A 19443-nucleotide genomic window follows, 5' to 3' on the forward strand; every position below is an offset into this window, starting at 1 on the left:
AGACTCCCACGGAAAACCGGTCATGGGGTGACCGGTTTCGGTCGGCACGATGGCACCACGCCGCGACGGCCGTCGGCGCTGACGCCCCAACGAACACAGAGGAAACGCAATGTTCAACCCGACCGACTTTCCCCAACCCACCCTCGTCCCCGTCAACGGTGTGGAACTCGAGGTCTTCGAAGCGGGCCGGGAGAACGCGGGGAAGCCCATCGTGCTCTGCCACGGCTGGCCGGAGCACGCCTTCTCGTGGCGCCACCAGGTGCCTGCCCTGGCCGCGGCGGGCTACCACGTCATCGTCCCGAACCAGCGGGGCTACGGGAACTCGTCCCGTCCGACCGAAGTGGCGGACTACGACATCGGGCACCTGTCGGGTGACCTCGTCGCCCTCCTCGACCACTACGGCTACGAGGACGCCACTTTCGTCGGCCACGACTGGGGCGCGTTCGTCGTCTGGGGCCTGACCCTGCTGCACCCGGACCGGGTGAACGGCGTGGTAGCGCTGAGCCTGCCCTACCAAGAGCGCGGGGACACGCCCTGGATCGAGTCCATGGAGGCCGTGCTAGGCCCCGACTTCTACTTCGTCCACTTCAACCGGCAGCCGGGCGTCGCGGACGCCGTGCTCGACGAGCACGCGGCCCGGTTCCTGCGCAACCTGTTCCGGAAGAACGAGCCGCCGAAGCCGCCGCGGCCGGGCATGGCGATGATCGATCTCGCCAGGGCGGAGACACCCCTCGGCGAGCCCGTCATGAGCGACGGCGAACTGGCCGTCTTCGTCTCCGCCTTCGCGTCGACGGGCTTCACGAGCAGTATCAACTGGTACCGGAACCTCGACCGCAACTGGCGTCTGCTGGCCGACGTGGACCCGGTCGTCCGACAGCCCGCACTCATGATCTACGGCGATCGCGACACGATCCCGAGGTCCGCACGACTGACCGAGTTCGTGCCGAACGTGGACGTGGTGGGCCTGGACTGCGGTCACTGGATCCAGCAGGAAATGCCGGACGCGACGAACCGGGCGATCCTGAAGTGGCTGGACCAGCGGGCTGCCGGCTGACGGCGGGTCCGGCCGGAACCGTACGCGCGGGCGTCCGTGCCCCGTCGCCAGGTCGAGTTCGGCACCCCGCCGGGTGCGCCGGCGGTTCCCTCAGCGGACCTTGCCGAGGATCGCGTCGACCTCGTCGAGCCGGGCCCGGTCGGCCAGGGCGTGGTGGTCGTCGGTCGGGTCGTGGTCCAGCAGCAGGGTGGCGGCGTGGTCGGCGCACTCGGTGCGCAGGCGGGTCAGCTCGTCCCGCAAGGCGGCGCGACGTGCGCCGAACGTCGTGCGCATGGCGGTGCGGACCGAGACCGCGTGCTGGTAGAGCAGCTGGGTCAGCTGGTACCGGGCGTGGGAGTTGCCCTCGTCGTCGCGCAGCAGCCGGCGGAGGTCCTTGGCCAGTGAGTCCGGGTCCACCTCCCCGGGACGGCGGCGGTGCTTGGCGATCGTCACCTCGACCACGAGCCGGCGTCGGGCGTCGCCTGCGTCGACCTGGGACATCAGGGCGAAGTCGGCCGCGATGTCCCCGGCCGTGGACGGAGGGCCGGGCCACCGCGTCGAGCGGCGGTGGACCAGGACGAACAACCGGTGCACCTCGTCCAGGTGCTCTCCCTTGCGGGCGAGCCTGCGCAGCCGCGTGCGGGCGTCCAGGAGCTCGTCGCACTGGATGCAGAGGCGCACGTAGGCAGGTGAGTCGCGCGGGACGCAGGCGGCGCGGGCTTCGGCGAGCAGCGGCAGCGCGCGGGCGCGCTCGCCCACCGCGTCCAGGAGTTCGCCCAGCATGGCGGCGGGACCGGCGGCGCCGCGCAGCCGGGTGATCCAGTGCACCATGGTGGGCAACGCCGCCAGCACGGCGTCCCGGGCCTCGCGCGCCGAGGCTTCGTCGTCCTGCCGGGCGCCCGCGTCCGCCGCCGACGACAGGTGGACCGGGCGCGGGTCGTTCAGCAGGTCGAGCGCGTGCTCCACCGACGGCAGGTAGACCGGGTGCGGGTCTTCCAGCAGGTCCAGGTAGCGCTCGGGCGCGCCGTTGCGGTGCCAGGACCGGCAGAGGCGTTGGTAGCGGTCGGGGAAGTCGGCCGAGGAGTCCAGCCTGTTCTCGGCGGCGCGGATGACGCGTTCGACGGCGAACCGGGCGGCGAGACCGGACAGGTCGTTGAGCTTCCTGAGGTACGCGCGTCGACGCGCCGCGCCGGGTCGGGATCGGCGATGGCGTCGGCGAGGCTGCGCCCGCCGCTCGTCTCGTAGCAGACGACCTGGTACCAGCGACCGCCGAGGCGTTGCTGGTCGCCCGCCGCGTCGGCGGGGACCACGGGGGCGAGGCCCGCGCGGGATCCCAGGTGCTGCCAGCGCTTCAGCTCGTCGCGGTGGTCGGCGCCGATCTCGGTCGGCGTGATCAGCCGGTAGCAGCGCCGCCGGGCGGGTGCGCGGTACAGCGTGCCGCGCCTGCCGACCCCGGCGTACTCGGCGTCGAGCTCCTGCTCGATCAGCCGCACGGGTTCATCGCCGGGCGCGGTCATACGCGTCCTCGAGACGGTCGGCGACGTCGTCCAGCCCGACGCCCGTGCGCACGGCTTCGGTGAACTCGCGCAGCGCGGCGGTGAGGTCCTGCGGCGCGTCGCGTTCCGAGGCCCACGCGGTGACCTTGCGGAACAGCCGGCGGAACTCGGCGGGCACGGCGTCCGGAGCCACGGCCGGAGAGCTCTCGGCGATCACGTCCACGGGCGGCGGGACGGTGAACGGGGACGCGTCGGCGCTCCCCACCGGATCGGTCTCCCGCAGACCCGGCTCCAGCAGCCGCAGCAGCCGCCGCCTGCTCTCGGCCAGCATGTCGATCCTGCCGATGCTGGTGCTCTGCCGGAACGTCGCCTCGTACTCGCGCCCCGCGTTGACGTGGAACACCTTGACCTCGAGCAGCCCGTTCACGTCGAGCTTGAACGTGATGTCGAACTGGTGGTGGCCCGCTTCCCGCGGCTCGATCTTGTCCAGCACGATCGTGCCGACCCGGGTGTTGTCGAACACCAGGCCCGACTCGCCCTGGTAGATCGGCACCTCGACGTTCTCGGAGTCCTTCTGGTTGGTGTAGCGCTTCTCCTTGCGCGTCGGGATCTTCGCGCCGCGCTCGATCAGCGGGTCGAACCTGTCGTCCTGCACGCCGACGCCGAGGGTGTGCTCGGTGATGAGCCGGATCTCGAAGTCGTCGGCGTCGGACTGGCGCTCCGCGGTCGGCCGCCGGTTGAGGTCGAAGGAGTCCGACGCCTCGAACCGGCCGGCGAGGATCGCGGCGCCCCGTGCGACGAGGGTGTCGGGATCGCCGTCGGCGCGGACGAAGTCGTCGTCCTTCTCGAAGTGGTCGACCAGCATCTCCCGCACGAGCGGGATCCGGGTCGACCCGCCGACCAGCAGGACGGCGTCGACGTCCAGCGGCGGCTCGTCCGGGCCGCCCCTGGCCATCTCCAGCGCCTCCAGGACCTTCGTCAGCGACCGGTCCAACGTGGGCTTGATCAACGACCTGAGCGTGGCGCGGTCGAGTTCGACCGGCGGCACGCCGCCGCCCAGGTCGATCGTGGTGCTCTCGTGCAGGGAGAGCTTGCGCTTGGCCTTCTCGGCGGCGGCCAGTGCCTGCATGCGCTCGTCGTCGCTCGGGGACGAGCGGCCCACCTTGTCGTTGAGCCACTTCGCGATGGCCGCGTCGAAGTCCCCGCCGCCCAACCGCGCGTCACCGGCGGTGGCGAGGACGGTGATCTGCCGGTCCTCGGTCTCGATGATCGACACGTCGAACGTGCCGCCGCCGAGGTCGAAGACCAGGTAGACCTTCGCCTCCTCCTCGGCGCGGTCCACCCCGTACGCGATCGCCGCCGCGGTGGGCTCCGGGATCAGCTGCCGCGGGTGCAGGCCGGCCAGCAGCGCCGCTTCCTCGGTGGCCTTCTTCTGCCGTTCGGTGAAGTAGGCCGGCACGGTGACCACCGCGTCGTGCACGCCGCGCCCGAGCTCCTGTTCGGCGATCTCCTTCATCCGCATCAGCACCAGGGCGCTGACCTCCTGCGGCCGCAACCACTCGCCGTGCAGGCGGACGCGCAGCGGGTCGTCCACGCGGAACGACGTGCCCCTCGCCCCGAACAGCTCCAGCGTCTCCTCGCTGAAGAGCGCGCCCATCTCGCGCTTGACCTCGATGATCGTCTCGCGGCCCCGACCGGGCGCGGACATGGCCTGCTTCGCCGCGGCGCCGACGATCACCACGCCGGCGTCCGGGTCGAAGCCGACCACGGAGGGCGTGGTGCCGGCGGGCGGGTCGAAGGTGCGGTCGGGAACGATCACCGCGGTGTCCTCGTCGGAGTCGAACACCGCGATCGCCGAGTACGTCGTGCCCAGGTCGATGCCGACGACCCGGTGCAGGTGCGCGTTCTTGTCGTCCATGGTCCCCGTCATCCGTTGGTCCGGCCCGGCCGCTGGTCGTCGAGCAAGGGGGTCGGGCGGAAGTCCGCGGTGAAGTCCGTCCGGGTCGTGTCGTCCGGGTGGTGGACCGCCTCCCCGGCGTCGAGCAGGAACCGCTCGAGTTCACGGCGCAGCGCGGCGAGGCTGGTCGCCCGGTCGTCGAAGACCGGGTGGCCCGCGGGTTCGAGCCGCAGCAACGCCAACGGCGGGTGCTCCGCGTCGTAGGCGGCCCGGTCCTCCGGCTTCTCCAGGCTGAGCCGGTGCGCCCGCGCGATCGCGTCGTCGCTCGCGCCGCCCGCCTTCAGCCGGGCGACGTGCCGATCGGTGGCCGCGCGGACCTCGGCGGCCGTCGCCTCCGGCGCGATGCCGAGCTCCGCGTAGCGGTTCGCGCGCGGCACGACGAGCGGCAACGCGAAGAGCGAGGTGACGTCCATGGACTCGATTCCGATCACTTGCGTGCCGACGGGAAGCGACTGCCGTGCGACGGTAGACGCGCCGGCCGGGGACCCCTCCCGGGCAGCGGCGTGCCGCGGCTTCCGCACGTCCTCCGACCGCGCTCTTCGCGCATGCCGTGCAGCCCCGGGGATCCGATCGAGGCACCGCCCGGACGGGCCGCGCGTCAGGTGGTGGTGTCGTGGGGGAGCGCCACCGCGCCCTGACCGTCCGGGTCGGGGCGCATCGCGCTGCTCGCGGCCGAGCTGATCCGGCCGCGGAGGGCCGGTGTGTGCCGTGGCGGGGCCAGTCGGCCGTCCGGGGTGGCCAGGACGAGCGCCAGGGCGCAGGCCAGGCGCACGTGGACGTCGAGCGTCGCGTCGGGCGTGACGGCCAGCGCCCGCACGAGTCCGGGCAGCACGAGCAGTTCCTCGCGGCGGCCCGGCGAGGTGACGACCGCGGGTGTGGGCGCCCGGCTTCGCGTGGTCATAGTCCACGGCAGGCCGCCGACGAGGTCGACGATCACGTGCGCGCGGCGGGAGAACTCGCGCAGCGCGTCGAACCCGTCGCCGTCGACGTGGTTCCACTCGGTCAGGCGGTGGACCCCGGCCGCCATCAGCACCGGCCCGAGCGCCTGGTTCTCACCCGCCCCGACCACGACGACGTCGGCCGAACGGGGTCCGCGTCGGGTGCCGGACAGGGCGGAGATGACCTTCGCGGCCGTCACGATCGCGGCGGCGTCGCGGTCGGCGACCACCGGCGGCAGGCCCCACGCCGCCTGCACCCGGGCCGTGCGATCGGCGTTGACGCGGGTGAGCACGACGGCCGACGCGGGCTCGGCGAGCGCGGCCAACCGCTGGTCGAGGTGATCGGGGCCGGCCACGTCCAGCGGGAGCGTCCGGACCGGGACGCCGGCGAGCCTCCGCAGCACCACCGCGACCCTGCGCAGGTCCGCCCGCACGGTGCTCGGGTCCGCCAGCGCGCTGCCGTCCCCGGCGACCACCACCGGGCCGGCGCCACCGGTCACCACGGCAGGTGCTTCCCCGCACGGGGTGCAAGGCCGCACGGCGTCGCGTGACGACGTCGCACTGGTCGGGTATCGGGGACCGCGTGGCCGGCGTGACGTGGGTCAACGCCCGTGGGGACGTTGTCGCGCACCCGAGTCGTCGCCGGCGTCGCCGAGCGGGAGAGGGCGGAACCCTCCCGCGGTGCCGCCCGGAAGCGGACCGCGGGCGGAGGCGCCGTCGACCCGTGCCGGTGCCGGCCACGCGGCTCCCCGTGGACAGGAATACCGGAAAAGGACGTCGACCACGTGTTGCTGTCGGTCCGCGCGTGCGGGTGTCGGGTCTTCTCCGCCACCCGGATTTCGACAGCGGTGGCGCCGCACCCGACGCCCGCCGATCCGGCATTCATTCCCACGGTGCTCCTATCGTCCCGGCGGCACGAGCGCTTGAGCGGCCGGTGCCGGAACTGACCCGCGCGGGGGAGGAACGCGTCGGAGCGCGAAGGATTCCCCGTGCCACGATCGACATCCGGGTCAAACTCCTGGTGGTCGTCCGCCTGGCCGCCCTGCTCGTCCGGGTGGTGCCACGGGCGGGCGACCAGGGCCGACCGACACCTCCGGTAGCTCTGATGCCCTGGATCGGCAACAACCGGGTGGACCGGCGTCCGTGCGTTCGTCCCGTTCCGGGACGGGTGTTAGTTTTTCGCCGCAACGGACGGTCGACGATCCCGAAAGAAAACCCACCCGCGGTCGTCGTCATCCGGAATTCCCTTTCCCGCGCCGCGCGGATCCGCTCCGACCGGAATGCGGATTCCGACGCGGGCGGCACACCGACGAACGAGGAGCCGGCAAGTGGCGGAGACGCACGCGGGTGCGAACGGGCTGGTCCACTGGGAGATGGTCAAATCCGTCACCGATTACGTCGCCGCCGTCCGCGCCGTCGTGGAACGGGGTGACGACTCGCACCGGGCCGCCGTGACGGCGAGCGAGCTGCCGGGGTTGCTGGAGATCGTCCAGGCGCTGGTCGACCGGCACCGCCCGGACGACCACGGCCGGTGCCGCGCGTGTCGGACCCCGCTCGGCTGGGTGCGGTCGATCGTGCCGTGGGTGGCCGTCGGGGTGCCCTCGCCGTGCGGACCGGTGATGGCGGTCTGGGAACGCCTCGCCCCCAACCGGCCGGACCGCCGTCGTCCACTGCGCGACCTCGCCCGGCTGGTCGGTCGACGATGACCGGCGACTCCCCTCGGAGGGCGAGGCCCGGCGGGATTCGTCGCCGACCCACCACAGTGGACGGCAATCACCCGAACCGGTCGATCCCGGACCAACACGGGCGGGAGTTGCGCACCAAGAACGGATCTCCCGCCGCATAACGCGATCGTGCACCTGACAGTGGTGCCCCGAGCGGGTGTCGGACCGGTCGACGTGCACCGTCGGCTGCACGATCGTCGTGATCGACTCCCTCGCGGAGGCGAGCGGGCCGCCGCTGTGGTGCTGTGGTCCGGCAATCCGCGATGTCCGCGCTCCGGTGGGTGAGGGAGGCAAGCGTGGTTCGGTCGCCCGCGCGTCGGATCGGTTCCGCCACGGCCGCGGCGGTCGCGGTGCTCAGCCTGGTCGTGTGGAGCAGCCCTCCCGCGATGCCCGCTCAGCAGACCGCCGCCCCACGGGCCGCGTTCAACTGCGGGTCGCTGTACTCGTTGCAGGGCACGGGCGCGAACCCGGTCACCCGCACCCTGTGGTCGGTCGACCCCGCCACGGGCGTCGGCACGCCGACGGCGACGTTCAGCGGCGTGTCCGGCACGATCAACGCGCTGGGCATCACGGAGGGCGGCAGCGCGGCGTACGGCGTGGCGGCCAACGGTTCGGCCCGCACGATCTACCGCTTCGACGCCACGACCGGCACGACGACCTCGGTGGCCGGCATCCCCGACGCCCCGGTGACGCACGGCGCCGTCAACCCCCGCAACGGCTTCTACTACTACGGCGGGTTCTCCGGCACCACGTTGAGGGTCTACGGCTTCGACCCCGCCACCGGCACGTCGCTCGGCCTGGTCGCGCAGGGCGCCATGCCGACCGACGGCGCGAACGGGGACTGGGCGTTCGACCAGCAGGGCACCCTGTACGTCGTCGGCGGCGCGGGCGGCGCGGGCGGCGTGTTCGCCGTGAACGAGGAGATCCCGACGACCGCCGGGCCCGCGAAGGCGATCACCGGCAGCCGGATCACCTCGGTCAGCACGCCGGGTCAGGCGCTCAACGGCATCGCGTTCGCCGGCGACGGCTACCTGTACCTGGCCAGCGGCACGACGCTGGACCGCGCCAACCCGAGCACCGGCGCCGTGCTGGACAGCCGCCAGCTGTCCCAGGCGGGCTCCGTCGACTTCGGCTCGTGCGCCTCGCCGAACACCATCACCGTGCGCAAGAACTTCCCGCGCGGCCGGGTCACCCCCTCCGACCAGGCCACCCTGACGGTGACCGGCGGCGGGATCACCACGGGCAACACCGGCACCACGACGGGCACCGACGCGGGCTTGCAGACCGAACCGGCCGAGGTCGCCGGACCGGTGTTCGGCCTGGCGGGCACCACCTACACCGTGTCGGAGTCGGGCAGCGGCACGGTCGACAGCGGACCGACCACCCCCGGCTACGACCGCTCGTGGGAGTGCGTGAACCAGAACACCGGGCAGACGCTGGCCACCGGCACCGGCACGACCGGGCGCTTCACCATGCCCAACGGCGGCGTCGCCGGCGTCGCCGCGCTGTGCACGTTCACCAACACGGCCGAGGTCGCGCGCATCGACCTGGTGAAGAGCGCCGCGCCGATCACCGACGTGGACGGCAACGGCCCCGACGCCGGTGACACGATCGCCTACACCTTCACCGTGACCAACACCGGCACGGTCCCGTTGCAGACGGTTCGGGTGGACGACCCGAAGGTCGGCCCGGTGACCTGCCCGGCCGGCGTGGTGGCGGTCGGCGCTTCGACCACCTGCACGGCGACCTACCAGCTCACGCAGGCCGACGTGGACAGCGGCACGGTGCCGAACACCGCGAAGGCCACCGGCACCGCGACCGACCTGCCCGACGCGACCGACGAGGACTCCGTCACCACGCCCGTGCCCGTGACCCGCGGCATCGCGCTGGACAAGCAGGCCGGCGCGGTCACCGACACCGACGGCAACGGCCACGACGCGGGCGACACCATCACCTACTCGTTCACCGTCACCAACACGGGCAACGTGACGCTGAACGCGGTGTCGGTGAGCGATCCGAAGGTCGGGCCGGTCACGTGCGCGGTGACGTCGCTGGCCGTCGGCGCGTCCACCACCTGCACCGCCGAGCCCTACACCCTCACGCAGGCCGACGTCGACGCGGGCAAGGTCGACAACAAGGCCACCGCCACGGGCACCCCGCCCTCCGGCGTCCCGGTGACCGCCGACGACACCACGTCCACGCCCCTGTCCGGCACGCCCTCGATCTTGTTGGGCAAGGCCGTGAACGAGGTGACCGACGTGAACGGCAACCACCTCACCGACGCCGGTGACACGATCTCCTACGCGTTCACGGTGACCAACACGGGCAACGTGACGCTGAGCCCGGTGTCGGTGAGCGATCCGAAGGTCGGGCCGGTCACGTGCGCGGTGACGTCGCTGGCCGTCGGCGCGTCCACCACCTGCACCGCCGAGCCCTACCGGCTGACCCAGGCCGACGTGGACGCGGGCGAGGTCGACAACACGGCCACGGCCACCGGCACCCCACCGTCCGGCGACCCGGTGACCGCCACCGACGCGGTCAGCACGCCGGTCACCTCCGGCCCGTCGATCGTGCTGGCGAAGGCCGCCGGCGAGGTCACCGACGTGAACGGCAACCAGCTCGTGGACGCCGGTGACACGATCTCCTACGCGTTCACGATGACGAACACGGGCAACGTCACGCTGAACCCGGTGTCGGTGGCCGACTCGAAGGTCGGGCCGGTCACGTGCGCGGCGACGTCGCTCGCCCCCGGCACGTCCACGCAGTGCACGGCGCAGCCCTACGCGCTGACGCAGGCCGACGTCGACGCGGGCGAGGTCGACAACACGGCCACCGCCACCGGCACCCCGCCCACCGGCAACCCGGTCACCGACGACGACACCGTCACCACGCCCGTCCCGCCCGTCCCGGGCATCGCGCTGGACAAGCGGGCCGGCGCGATCACGGACGTGAACGGCAACCAGGTCACCGACGCGGGCGACACGATCTCCTACGCGTTCACCGTCACCAACACCGGCAACGTCACGCTCGACCCGATCGCCGTGGACGACCCGAAGACGGGCCCGGTGACCTGCGCCGCGACGCGCCTCGCTCCCGGCGGTTCGACCGGGTGCGCCGCGTCGTACACCCTGACCCAGGCCGACGTGGACGCCGGCGCCGTGCACAACACCGCGACCGCGACCGGGTAACCGCCGTCCGGCGACCCGGTGACCGCCGAGGACGGCACCGTCACGTCGGTGCCGACCGTGGCGGTGATCGTGCTGGACAAGGAGTCCGGTGGCGTCACCGACGTGGACGGCAACGGCCCGGACGCCGGCGACACGATCACCTACACGTTCGTCGTGACCAACGCGGGCAACGTCACGCTCGACCCGGTCTCCGTCCGGGACACCCTGGTCGGCGACGTGACCTGCCCGGCCGGTGCGCTCGCGCCCGGCAGTTCGGTGACCTGCACCGCCGCGCCGTACACGTTGACCCAGGCCGACATCGACGCGGGCCTGGTCGAGAACACGGCGACCACGACCGGCACCCCGCCCACCGGCGACCCGGTCACCGACGACGACACCACGTCGACCCCCGTCCACGGCCAGGGAGGTCTGGCGCTGGAGAAGAACTCCTCCGGCGTGACCGACCGCAACGGCAACGGCGTCACCGACCCGGGGGACGTCATCACCTACACCTTCAGCGTCACCAACGAAGGCACGGTGACGCTGGACCCGGTCACCGTCACCGACCCCGTGGTGGGCGCGGTGACCTGCCCGGCGAGCCGACTGGGCCCCGGCGCGACCATGACCTGCACGGCGGAGCCCTACGTGCTCACCCAGGCCGACATCGACGCCGGGTCCAAGACCAACACGGCCACCGCGACCGGCACACCGCCGAGCGGCGACCCGGTGACCGGCACCGACGAGGTCGTCACGCTGATCACCCGGCTGCCGTCGCTCTCGCTGGAGAAGACGGCCGGCGCGGTCACCGACACCGATGCCAACGGCAGCGACGCCGGGGACACCATCACCTACCGGTTCGTGGTGACCAACACCGGCAACGTGACGCTCGACCCGATCGCGGTGGACGACCCGAAGACCGGTCCCGTGGCCTGCCCGGTGACGGCGCTCGCCCCGGGCGCGTCGGTCACGTGCACGGCCACGTACACGTTGACGCAGGCCGACGTCGACGCGGGCCTGGTCGAGAACACGGCGACCGCCACCGGTCAGCCGCCCTACGGCGACCCGGTCGTCGGCACCGACGGCGCCACCACACCGGTGGACGTCGTCGCCGGCCTGGCGGTGGACAAGCAGGCCGTGCTGGCCGACGTCGACGGTGACGGCCGGGCCCAGGCGGGGGAGCGGATCGACTACGCGTTCACCGTGACCAACACCGGCTCGGTCACGATCACCGACCCGGCGATCGAGGACGACCGGCTGGCCGGCGCCGGGATCGCGGTCACCTGCCCGGCCGGACCGCTGGCGCCGGGCGGCGTCATCACCTGCACCGCGTCCTACACCGTGACGCGGGCCGACGTCGAGGCCGGCAGCGTCCCCAACACCGCCACCGCCACCGGCAAGACCCCGACCGGCCGTGAGGTCGACTCCCCACCGGACACCGCCACCGTGCCGGCGGGCGACGTGCCGGGCACGACCCCGACGTCACCGCAGGAACCACTACCGACCCCACCCGCCGACGACCTGCCGGACACGGGCGTGAACCTCGCCCTGCCGATCCTGGGCGGCCTCCTGCTGCTGGCGCTCGGCCTGCTCGGGCTGCACCTGGGGAGGTCCCGCCGACACCGTCCGTGACCTGAGGTTCCGCTGGGGTCCTGGATTCAGGTTCGCGCGGCGCTCTCCTGGATGGCGAGCCAGGCTTCGTGCTGGTGGCCGGTCTTCTCCCAGAGGACCGGCAGCGCTTCGGGGCCGATGTCGGCCACCGGGATCCGGAGCTCGGTCAGCGCCGCGGCGAACTCGTCGAGGGTGGTCAGCGTGCGTCGATCGGTGCCGTCGGGTCCGGTGCGGGTGAGCGTGCGGGCGCGGAGGGCCAGTTCGTGGCCGTCGCGGTGGTGCTGGGCGAGGAGCACCCGGACGAACGGGGAGTCCGGTTGCTTGTTCCGCGCCCGATCGGCGAACTCGGCGAGGTCGCGCGGTTCGGTGCGGAAGTCGTAGGAGGACACCGTGCCCGCCGGGTCGTGGTGCACGCGCCAGGTCGCGGTGTCGAGGCGCTCCAGCCGGTAGACCCGAGGCCCTTGCCGGTAGGTGCCTTCCCGCAACGGCAGCGGTTCGAGGAACGCGTCCCCGATGCCGGTATCGGCCAGCCACCGGTCTCCTCCGACGTCCACCAGCAGGGCGATGTGGTTGCCCCACTGCCGGTCGCCGCGGGTGGCGCGCAGCACCGCGCCCTCCACGATCGTCACCGCGAACCCGGCCGCCCGCAGGAGCAGCGCGAGCGCGCCGTTCATCTCGAAGCAGAGACCGCCGCGTCGGCGGCGGGCGAACTTGTCCACCAGGGCGTCCGGGGTGAGCAGGACCGGCCTGCCGAGTTGGACGTCGACGTTCTCGTACGGCACCCGCAGTCGCCACGCCCGGTGCAGCCGTCCCAGCGAGGCCGCATCGGCCCGGACGGGCTCGCGGTGGTCCAGGCGGTCGAGGAACTCGTCGATCGTCACGGGGGTCCTCCAGCTTGGCTACATCGACTCTAAAGTTAGAGTAACTCTAATGATGTAGTGAATCCAGTACGCTGGTCGCATGACCGAACCGGTGGGGTTGCGTGAGCGGAAGAAGCTGCGCACTCGCAGGGCGCTGATCGAGACGGCGTACCGGCTCTTCGAGCAGCAGGGGTACGACCGGACGACCACGGCCGAGATCGCCGCGGCCGCCGAGGTGTCCACCGCGACGTTCTTCAACCACTTCGCCACGAAGGAGGACCTGCTCCTCACCGACGACGGCCGGCACCTCCTGCGCGCCGGGCTGGACGTGATCGCGGAACGCCGCTCGGACGAGACGGCGCGCGACCTCCTGCGGCGCGCGATGCACCGGATGCTGGCCGAGGCCGGGACGGGGGTCCGCGACCCGGCGGGCGAGCTGGAGCGGATCCGACTGCACCTCGTCACGTCGGTGCCGGCGCTGTGGGCGGCGATGTTGCAGCGGGCGTCCGACGCCCAGCAGGAACTGGCCACCGCACTGCGACAGGCGTTCCCCGACGACCTCGACGACCTCGACGCCGCCGTGCTCGTCGGCGCCGTCACCGGGGCCGTCTTCGCCGCCGGGCGCACCGCCGTGCGCACCGGCGAGCCCCTCGACGCCGCGATGCGGCGCGCCATCGACGTCGCGACCCGGTAGCGGGCGCCCGGGTCCGCGCGGTGAAGCCGCCGACCACGGCACGGCCAGGCGGCTAGCGGTCGACCGTGATGACGACCTTGGCGCGGGCGTGCTCCAGTTCCAGGTACCGGACGGCCTCCGGGGTCTCGGGCAGCGAATAGGTCCGGTCGATGACGGGGACCACGTCGCCCGACTCGGCCAGCCCGGCCAGCGTCGCCAGGTTCTCCCGGCTCGTCCTCGTGTTCAGCGCGACGAAGCGCTGGCTGACGAAGCGGGACGTCAGCGCGGCCTTGATGGTCAGGCCCATCGGCCCGACGAGGCTGCCGCCGTCGGACACGCCGCCGCCGCTGAGCACCAGGACCCCGTCGGGCGTCAGGGCCCGTCGCAGCTCGGCCAGGGAGCGGTTCGCCACGAGGTCGAAGACGACGTCGTAGCGCTGCCCGTTCGCGGCGAAGTCCTCGTTCTTGTAGTCCACGACGTGGTCCGCGCCGATCGCCCGCAGCAGGTCGACGTTCCTCGTGCTGCACACCGCGGTCACCTCGGCGCCGAACGACTTGGCGATCTGCACGGCGAACGTCCCGACGCCGCCCGACGCCCCGTTGACCAGCATCCGCTGTCCCGGTCGGGCTCCGGCCAGGTCGCGCACCCCCATGAGGGCGGTGTTGCCCGCCACCGGCATCGCCGCCGCCTGCTCGAACGTCAGGCCCGCCGGCTTGCGCGCCACCAGATCCTCCGGGGCGCACACGTACTCGGCGAACGCGCCGTCGGCGAAGCCGAGGTCGCCGAACACCTCGTCACCGGGCCGGAACCGGACCACGCGCCGGCCGACCGCCTCCACCCGACCGGCGAAGTCACGACCGCGGATCCGCCGCTTGGGCCCGGACCAGCCGAAGGCCGCCGGCATCACCACGCGCGCCAGGCGCGGGTCGCCGCGCATGACGTGCCAGTCGGCCGCGTTGACCGAGGCCGCGTGCACCCGCACCAGCACCTCGTCATCGGCCGGCGCCGGGTCGTCGACCTCCTCCAACCGCAAGCGGTCCGACGAGCCGTAGCGGTCCTGGACGATCGCCTTCATGGGGGCCTCCGTGGCGTGCGGGGTGCGGGGCCGGCCTGCCGGAAGCGTCGGCGCCGGCGCCGACGGTAGAGGAGCGCACGCCGTGCGGACATCAGGGAGGAACCCTAAGGGGCGCACGGATTTCGCCGCGCGGATCGCGCGGCACGCATTGCGCGGCATGGATTGCGCCGTACGGACGGCGCGGTGCGCGTTGCGTTGCGTGGGAGGCAGCCGGCGTCCTCAACCGGTGCGGGAGGTGATCCAGCGGGTCAGGGTGTCGAGGTAGCCGGGCGCCAGGTGGCCGCCGTCGACGAGGACGCGGTGGTCGGCGCCCGGGAACACCTCGACGGTCAACGTCGCCCGCGGGTCGCGGTCGGGGTGCGTGGCGGCGGCGGTGAACAGCTCGACGCTGTCGGCGACCGGGACCAGTTCGTCCGCGCCGCCGAAGATCGCCAGCTGCGGGCAGCGCAGGCGCAGCGCGTCCGGGATCGGGTCGTGGTCCAGCTTGCGCTTGATGGACTCCCAGAGGCGGTCGTCCACGTCGGCCCAGAACTCGACGAACTCGGGCGGCGTCGGCGCGGCCTCGAACCGCCGGGTCGCCTCCGCGAGGTCGGCATCGCGCCGGCCGGCCTCGACCACGCGGTCGTAGGCGGCCAGCGAGGCGGCGACGCCCTCGTCGTCGACGCCTTCGGTCCGGCTCAGCCAGGTTGCCACCGCGTAGCGGTCCTGGGCGGCGTACGTCATGCCGGGGGTGCCGTTGGTGACCACCCACGGCACGTCGTCGCGCAGGGTGGCCGCGCGCAGCACCACCCCGCCGCCCTCGCTGTGGCCGAACAGCCCGGTGGCCTCGGCCCGCACGTCGGGCCGACCGCGCAGGAAGTCCAGCGCGGCGGCGGCATCGGCGGCCAGGGGCGCCGGCGTCGAGTCGCGCCAGTCACCGGACGAACCGCCGACGCCGCGCTTGTCGTAGGACAGCACGGCGATCCCGGCGTCCACCAGGTGCGCGCGGATCGCGGGGAAGTGGTTGCCGTTGTCCCGGTCGGACGGCCCCGAACCGCCGACCATGACCACACCGGGCGCCGGCTCGCCGAGGTCGGGCGTGGTCAGCGCGCCCGCCAACGTCACACCCGCGCCGGCGAACGTGATCTCGCGTGAGTTCCCCATGCGGTCGAGTATCACCCGGCCGTGGTCGTGGCGGGCGGGTGAGGTGCGGCGGTTTTATCGTCGGGCCGGGAGGTCCACGTGGTCGAACGAGTCGAGGTCGGGCGCGGCGCGCGGCACGCGGTGGTCGCGGTGATCATGCTCGGGATGCTCCTCGCCGCCCTCGACCAGACGATCGTGGCGACCGCGCTGCCCACGATCGTCAGCGACCTCGGCGGTGGCGGGCACCTGTCCTGGGTGGTCACGTCCTACCTGCTCGCCGAGACCATCATGACCGCGCTGATCGGCAAGTTCGGCGACCTGTTCGGCCGCAAGCGGGCGTTCCTGGTCAGCGTGGCGCTGTTCCTGGTCGGCTCGTTCCTGTGCGGCTGGGCCGATTCCATGACGTGGCTCATCCTGGCCCGCGCGGTGCAGGGGCTCGGTGCGGGCGGGCTGATGGTGACCTCGGCCGCCGTCATCGCGGACGTCGTGCCGCTGTCCGAGCGGGGCAAGTACCAGGGGTTCATCGGCGCGGTCTTCGGCGTGGCCACGGTGGTCGGCCCGCTGCTCGGCGGCCTGTTCGTGGACCACCTGAGCTGGCGCTGGGCGTTCTACGTCAACCTGCCGCTCGGCGTGGTGGTGCTGGCCGTCGGCGCGTTCGCGCTGCCGGGCGTTGGTGTGCCGGGTTCGCGCGGCACCGCCCGACCGAAGATCGACTACCTGGGCATCCTGCTCATCGGCCTGGCCGCGACCGGCCTCACCCTCGTCACCAGTTGGGGCGGCGTCGAGTACCCGTGGGCGTCGCCGACGATCATCCTCATGGCGGTCGGGTCGGTGATCGCGCTCGGCCTGTTCGTGCTCGTGGAGAACCGGGCCGCCGAGCCGATGCTGCCCATGCGCCTGTTCCGCGACCGCGTGTTCACCGTGTGCGTGGTGCTCAGCTTCGTGGTCGGGTTCGCCATGCTCGGCGGCGTCACCTTCCTGCCCACCTACCTGCAGTACGTGCACGGCGCGTCGGCCACCCAGTCGGGCCTGGAGATGCTGCCGCTGGTCCTCGGCCTGCTCGTCGCCTCGATCACGACCGGCAACGTGATCGGCAAGACCGGCCGCTACCAGGTGTTCCCGCTCGTCGGCAGCCTGCTCATGGTCGGCGGGCTGCTCCTGCTGTCCCGGCTGCACCCGGAGACGTCGTTCTGGCAGGCGTCGACGTACATGCTCGTGCTCGGCCTCGGCGTCGGCATGTGCATGCCGGTGGCGATGGTGGTCGTGCAGAGCACCAGCAGCTACGAGGACCTCGGCGTGGCCACGTCCGGCGTGAGCTTCCTGCGCACGCTGGGCAGTTCGTTCGGGGTGGCGGTCTTCGGCACGGTGTACGCGAGCAATCTGCCGGCCAACCTCGCCGCCGCCGTCCCACCGGGCGTCGACCCGGCCGCCGCGGCGAACGTGCAGGCCCTGCACGCCCTGCCGGACCAGCTCAAGGCCCCGATCATCGCCGCGTACGCGGACACCCTGCACCTGGTGTTCCTGTCCGCCGCGCCGGTCGCCGCGGTCGCGTTCCTGGTCGCCCTGTTCCTCAAGGAAGTCCCGCTGCGCGACACCGCCCGTGCCGCCGCGACCGAGGTGGGCGACAACTTCGCCGCGCCGCACACGTCCGACTCCGGGGACGAGCTGGAGAAGCTGGTCGCCCTGATCGTCAGCCGCGAGCGCCGCGACCCCACGCCGGACGTGCTGCGCGACTCGGGCGTCCCGCTCACGCACGCGCAGGCGTGGCTGGTGGTCAAGGTGTTCCGGCAGAGCGTCGACCACGGCGACGCCACGCTCGAACGGCTGGCCGAGGCCACGAAGGTCCCCGCCGGCGTCTTCGAACCGGTGGCCCGCCAACTCCAGACCCGGGGCTACGTCACGGAATCCGACGCCCACTACCGCTTCACGCCCCAGGGCGCCGAGGTGTTCACCGACCTGGTCGCCGCCTGGCGCCGCTGGCTGCTCGTCAAGCTCACCGACTGGCACTGCGACGACCCCGAGTTCACCGAAGCGGTCGACCGCGTCGCCACCGAACTGACCACCAGCGGCCGCTCCCTGACCACCGACCGCCCGACCGCCGTCGTGTGACCGCATTTTGCGGACAAAGCGCACACCGGCTGTGCAACAGTGACGGCCGGGAGTCACGGTTCTCTCAGGTCGACGCCTGTCCCGATGAGGGTGGTCGACGGTGGAGGGGGATGGTCACATGGTCGTGGACGAAGGGGTGAACACCGCCCAACTGAGGTTGCAAGGCGAGATCGTCGCGTTGTTGGAGCGCTGTGAGAGCCTGCGCGCCGAGCGGGGACGCGCCATGCTGGTGAGCCTGCTGTCCGACGTCCTCGGTGAGCAGGTGTCGTTGGACGGTTCCGAGGTCCACCTCCAGCTCCTCGGCCTCGTCCGGTGGTGCTGCCGTCACGCGGCCGGGTTGCGCGGCCTGGTCGACTGCCTCAGGTTGTTGGACCCCCACGCGCCCGAGATAGCCCAACTGGTCGAGCTGGGGGACGAGTGGGCCGCCTTCCGGGCGTTGCCGACGGGGGACTGGGACCGGCTGGCGAAGGCGTTGCGGTCGGTGCGGTTGTCGGACGACCCGTTCGAGGAGCGGCGTGAGCTGCGCCGCCTGGCCGACGTGGCCACCGAGGGGCACTGCGACGACCTGCCCGCGCGGTGCCGCTCGGTGTGGTCGCTGTTCCTGCACCTCGCCGACCACAACGCCGGTCCGGGCGCGCTGCTGCCCGCCATGGTGCTGGTGGACTGCCTCGCCGGACGCCTGGAGGACGGCGCCCTGGCGGCCGAGCTGCGTCGCTGCAACTGGAGGTTGGCGGAGAAGTTCGAGGTGACCGATCTGGTCGAGGAGGCCCGCTGGCGCAACGAAACCAAGGCCGACGGCGATGACTCCGATGTGGTGCACCTCGTGTTCGAAGTCGACCCGGACCCGGTCGACCAGGGCAAGGTGGTGCTCTCGCACTGGTTGAGCTGGAAGGGCTCCGGCTGGCACGGCCGCCGGCGCGGCGACGCCGCGATCCGGCGCGACGACCTGGAGGCGGAGGTCGACCGCGTCATCGCGGAACTGGAGGCCGAGTTGGGCGTCACTCCGGCGGCCGAGCACGTGAGCGCCATCGTGGTGGAGTTCGCACTGCCCTGGGAGATGATCAACACCGCGGTGGAGTTCTGGCCGAAGGCCTCGCCGGCGGACGTCAGCGTGCCGTTGGCGGTGGATCACCCCGTGCTGGTGCGGAGCTTGGAGCGGACGCGGGCGCAGCGGTACTGGCTGGTGTGGAAGCAGCGCTGGAACGCGATCTCGGCGGAGGCCGCGCGCCCGTACTGGAGCCGGACCAACGGCGGGTGGGACCTCACCGGGATGGCGGTGGACCTGAACGACACCTCGATCGTGTCGTTGGTGCTCAGCGAACCGCCGGGCGACCGTCGCGGCAGGGCGTGGCACGAGGCCGCGATGGCGTTCAGGGCCGGGATCCCGATCATCATCTGGGATCGCGAGGACTGTTCGACCAGCCACTTCCACGAAGCCGTGACCCGGTTGTTCGCCGCGGGCGAGGTCCGTCGGTTGCCGGACCGATTGGCCCAGTTGCGCCGGGAAGCGCTGCTCGCGAATGAGTCAGATGGGCCGCACGCGGGCCGGAGTCTTGCCGTATTGTGGGACGATGCGGAGCGTCTACCGGAACCCCTGACCTCTGGTTGGGGTTCGCAGGGAGGTATCTGATGCGCAGTCGGCGTGCACTCGATACCAGACCCACAGTGGTTCCGTATTCAC

The 19443-nt window shown here is 72.4% G+C and carries 15 protein-coding genes; 7 read left to right on the plus strand and 8 right to left on the minus strand.

What is annotated here, in order from left to right; all coding sequences use genetic code 11:
• The first annotated feature begins 109 nt into the window (after positions 1 to 109).
• The gene (locus ACZ7GX_RS04920; protein WP_498772950.1) at positions 110 to 1054 is read left to right on the plus strand and encodes an alpha/beta fold hydrolase; all 945 of its coding nucleotides are present in this window, start codon (positions 110 to 112) and stop codon (positions 1052 to 1054) included.
• Between the two features lie 90 nt (positions 1055 to 1144).
• Here ACZ7GX_RS04920 and ACZ7GX_RS04925 read toward each other — a convergent pair whose 3' ends face one another.
• From ACZ7GX_RS04925 to ACZ7GX_RS04945, 5 genes are all read right to left on the minus strand, one after another.
• A complete protein-coding gene (locus ACZ7GX_RS04925; protein WP_498772952.1) occupies positions 1145 to 1999 on the minus strand; it encodes a hypothetical protein in 855 nt (284 codons plus the stop codon).
• Entirely contained in the window at positions 1975 to 2550 is a 576-nt protein-coding gene (locus ACZ7GX_RS04930; protein ID WP_498772954.1) for a hypothetical protein, read from the minus strand. Before ACZ7GX_RS04930 ends, ACZ7GX_RS04925 begins: the two co-directional genes overlap by 25 nt.
• On the minus strand, positions 2531 to 4447 hold the full coding sequence (locus ACZ7GX_RS04935; protein WP_498772956.1) for an Hsp70 family protein: 1917 nt from the start codon (positions 4445 to 4447) through the stop codon (positions 2531 to 2533). The genes ACZ7GX_RS04930 and ACZ7GX_RS04935 overlap by 20 nt, the downstream gene beginning before the upstream one ends.
• Before the next feature lie 8 nt (positions 4448 to 4455).
• The gene (locus ACZ7GX_RS04940; RefSeq protein WP_498772958.1) at positions 4456 to 4899 is read right to left on the minus strand and encodes a hypothetical protein; all 444 of its coding nucleotides are present in this window, start codon (positions 4897 to 4899) and stop codon (positions 4456 to 4458) included.
• Between the two features lie 185 nt (positions 4900 to 5084).
• The gene (locus ACZ7GX_RS04945) at positions 5085 to 5927 is read right to left on the minus strand and encodes a hypothetical protein (protein ID WP_498772960.1); all 843 of its coding nucleotides are present in this window, start codon (positions 5925 to 5927) and stop codon (positions 5085 to 5087) included.
• 825 nt (positions 5928 to 6752) lie between these two features.
• Here ACZ7GX_RS04945 and ACZ7GX_RS04950 point away from each other — a divergent pair.
• From ACZ7GX_RS04950 to ACZ7GX_RS04960, 3 genes are all read left to right on the plus strand, one after another.
• The gene (locus tag ACZ7GX_RS04950) at positions 6753 to 7130 is read left to right on the plus strand and encodes a hypothetical protein (RefSeq protein ID WP_498772961.1); all 378 of its coding nucleotides are present in this window, start codon (positions 6753 to 6755) and stop codon (positions 7128 to 7130) included.
• Positions 7131 to 7444: 314 nt separating this feature from the next.
• Positions 7445 to 10336: a CLIPPER-2 domain-containing protein gene (locus tag ACZ7GX_RS04955; RefSeq protein WP_498772963.1), complete on the plus strand. Its 2892-nt coding sequence runs from the start codon at positions 7445 to 7447 to the stop codon at positions 10334 to 10336.
• 18 nt (positions 10337 to 10354) lie between these two features.
• Complete coding sequence (locus ACZ7GX_RS04960) at positions 10355 to 11944, plus strand: CLIPPER-2 domain-containing protein (protein WP_498772965.1); 1590 nt, start codon at positions 10355 to 10357, stop codon at positions 11942 to 11944.
• A gap of 26 nt (positions 11945 to 11970) precedes the next feature.
• On the opposite strand, the gene ACZ7GX_RS04965 is transcribed toward ACZ7GX_RS04960, so the two are convergent.
• Positions 11971 to 12804, minus strand: a complete 834-nt coding sequence (locus tag ACZ7GX_RS04965; protein ID WP_498772967.1) for an arylamine N-acetyltransferase family protein — start codon at positions 12802 to 12804, stop codon at positions 11971 to 11973.
• A gap of 79 nt (positions 12805 to 12883) precedes the next feature.
• On the opposite strand from ACZ7GX_RS04965, the gene ACZ7GX_RS04970 reads away from it, so the two are divergent.
• Positions 12884 to 13477: a TetR/AcrR family transcriptional regulator gene (locus ACZ7GX_RS04970; RefSeq protein ID WP_498772969.1), complete on the plus strand. Its 594-nt coding sequence runs from the start codon at positions 12884 to 12886 to the stop codon at positions 13475 to 13477.
• A 52-nt stretch (positions 13478 to 13529) separates the two neighbouring features.
• Here ACZ7GX_RS04970 and ACZ7GX_RS04975 read toward each other — a convergent pair whose 3' ends face one another.
• Together ACZ7GX_RS04975 and ACZ7GX_RS04980 are read right to left on the minus strand one after the other, a co-directional pair.
• Complete coding sequence (locus ACZ7GX_RS04975) at positions 13530 to 14531, minus strand: NAD(P)-dependent alcohol dehydrogenase (protein ID WP_498772971.1); 1002 nt, start codon at positions 14529 to 14531, stop codon at positions 13530 to 13532.
• A gap of 219 nt (positions 14532 to 14750) precedes the next feature.
• Complete coding sequence (locus ACZ7GX_RS04980; protein ID WP_498772973.1) at positions 14751 to 15674, minus strand: alpha/beta hydrolase family protein; 924 nt, start codon at positions 15672 to 15674, stop codon at positions 14751 to 14753.
• A gap of 135 nt (positions 15675 to 15809) precedes the next feature.
• On the opposite strand from ACZ7GX_RS04980, the gene ACZ7GX_RS04985 reads away from it, so the two are divergent.
• Positions 15810 to 17762 carry an MDR family MFS transporter gene (locus ACZ7GX_RS04985; RefSeq protein WP_498773452.1) on the plus strand — a complete coding sequence of 651 codons (1953 nt, stop codon included), beginning with the start codon at positions 15810 to 15812 and terminating at the stop codon, positions 17760 to 17762.
• A gap of 118 nt (positions 17763 to 17880) precedes the next feature.
• Complete coding sequence (locus ACZ7GX_RS04990; RefSeq protein WP_498772975.1) at positions 17881 to 19392, plus strand: VMAP-C domain-containing protein; 1512 nt, start codon at positions 17881 to 17883, stop codon at positions 19390 to 19392.
• Positions 19393 to 19443: the final 51 nt, after the last annotated feature.

Source organism: Actinosynnema sp. NPDC037264 (assembly GCF_055603705.1).